Source organism: Thioclava sp. UBA3469, assembly GCF_002378135.1.
Classification (GTDB): Bacteria; Pseudomonadota; Alphaproteobacteria; order Rhodobacterales; family Rhodobacteraceae; genus Thioclava; species Thioclava sediminum.
In genome coordinates, this window is sequence record NZ_DFRG01000004.1 from 1 (window position 1) to 1,781 (window position 1,781).

Annotated in this window: 2 protein-coding genes and 1 pseudogene; 1 reads left to right on the forward strand and 2 read right to left on the reverse strand. The window is 61.8% G+C overall.

Annotated features, from left to right (window positions below; all coding sequences use genetic code 11):
- Positions 1–238: pseudogene (locus B3D39_RS00245) on the reverse strand (formate/nitrite transporter family protein); the annotation flags it as partial.
- 48 nt (positions 239–286) lie between these two features.
- Positions 287–1,264 carry a Gfo/Idh/MocA family protein gene (locus B3D39_RS00250; protein ID WP_274962862.1) on the reverse strand — a complete coding sequence of 326 codons (978 nt, stop codon included), beginning with the start codon at positions 1,262–1,264 and terminating at the stop codon, positions 287–289.
- Between the two features lie 118 nt (positions 1,265–1,382).
- Here B3D39_RS00250 and B3D39_RS00255 point away from each other — a divergent pair, with 118 nt between their 5' ends.
- Positions 1,383–1,616, forward strand: a complete 234-nt coding sequence (locus tag B3D39_RS00255; protein WP_078601307.1) for a hypothetical protein — start codon at positions 1,383–1,385, stop codon at positions 1,614–1,616.
- Positions 1,617–1,781: the final 165 nt, after the last annotated feature.

Here is a 1,781-nt window from a genome sequence, read left to right on the forward strand (position 1 = left end):
TCACCGACAGGCTGATGAGGATGCCCGCCGCGAGACCTGACCACACGAGCGAGATCAGCGGGCGGTTCAATTCCTCGTCGCCATCTTGGCGGATCACGGCATAAATCAGCCGCGCCGACAGGCGCGAAGCCTGCATCACCGAACGCTTTTCATGCCTTTCGCGCACGGCGTTCGAGGATTTCGCGCTCTCGTCGTCGGACTGGTTCTGATCGTTACTTTGGGAACTATGTGATTTCATTCATCCTGAACACCGTCAGGCGTGCTTTGTTCCCAAGGCGCGATCGCATCATCCCTGTTCGCTGGCGAACACCTTGTCGATCATCGCCTGCGTGCCGCGCGCGTCTTCGAGCGTCCACATATAGGGGGCGCCCTCGGTGACGTGGCGCACGAAGGCCTCCACCTGGATCACGTATTGATTCACGCCCGGATAGCGGATCACCTCGTCCGGTTTGCCCTTGCGGATCAGGGCGACTTCGGCCTGATCGAAGACATTCGCGTTGAACGGGCAGGTGAGGCGGATCACACCCTCGGAGCCCTGAAACACCGCTTCCTGACGCGGATGCAGCCGGGTCGAGGTCATCGCGCCATAGGTGAAGCGGCCCTTGTCGGAGATCATCTCGCCGGTGACCTGCGCGAAGGTGTCGACATCGTTCTCGCGATGGATCACCGCCCGCAGCTCGCCCGGCTCGGCGCGCGCAGCGAAACGCACGCAGGAATAGGCATAGACGCCGATATCGGGGATCGAGCCGCCGCCCATCTCCGGCTTGTTGCGGATATTGTTGGGGTCGGGATTGTTGAAGGTGAAGGCCACATCGGCGTGACGCAGCTCGCCGATCGCGCCCGCGTCGAGCCAGTCGCGCACCTGCTGCCATTGCGGGTGATGCACGATCATATAGGCTTCGGTCGCGAATTTACCGGCGGCGTCGCGCGCGTCTATCAGCCCGTCGATCTCCTCGGCCTTCATCGCGATCGGCTTTTCGGTCAGCACATGTTTGCCCGCCGCCAGCGCCTTCTTCGTCCATTCGACATGGAGGGTGTTGGGTAGCGGGATATAGACCACGTCGATCTCGGGGTCGGCCAGCAGCGCGTCATAGCTGTCATGGACTTTAAGATCGGGCGCGAAGGCCTTGAACGGATCGGCTTTTTCGGGGCTCGACGTTGCGAGCGCCGCCAGCCGCGCGCCTTCAGCGGCGTGGATCGCCCGACCCATATGCTCGCGCGCGAATTTCGCAGCCCCCAGAATGCCCCAGTTCAAAACGGTCATGTGATAGCCTCCCTTTCTCGCCGCGATGGTAGCGCAATCAGGACCGGGTGCAACGGGGGTGCGTTGACCGAGTGCCAAGCATCGCTAGGCTGGGTCGAAACGGAAGGGGGCGCCGGAGATGCGCGCGATCGGGATGCTTTTCAGCCTCGGGCTGACGCTTGCCTTCGGCTATGCCTATTACGCGCAATATTTTCGCTGGCGGGGCTGCTTCAACGAAATGGGGCGCTGCTTCGATCCGGCGGAGGGCGTGGTCTATCATGCGCAATCCGGCGCGATCTGGCTGGCGCTCACCTGCGTGGCCTTCGCCGTTTTCCTTTACCAATTTTGGCAAATGACGCGGGCGCGGCGATAGCTGCAGGCGCCGCACAACGAAGCTAGGCGAAAAGAAAATCGCCGCTCCCGGTAAGGGAGCGGCGACATACTTCAGCACTCGTTACTGTTCGCGCGTCAGTCGGGCACGTTCATACCTTTTTCCCGTGCCAATTCGGTCATGCGCTTTTGCAGCTTCTCGAAGGCG

Bases quoted from the DNA above. Each gene is read 5' to 3' on its own strand.
- B3D39_RS00250 (WP_274962862.1), bottom strand. From the start codon at position 1,264: ATGACCGTTTTGAACTGGGGCATTCTGGGGGCTGCGAAATTCGCGCGC.
- B3D39_RS00255 (WP_078601307.1), top strand. From the start codon at position 1,383: ATGCGCGCGATCGGGATGCTTTTCAGCCTCGGGCTGACGCTTGCCTTC.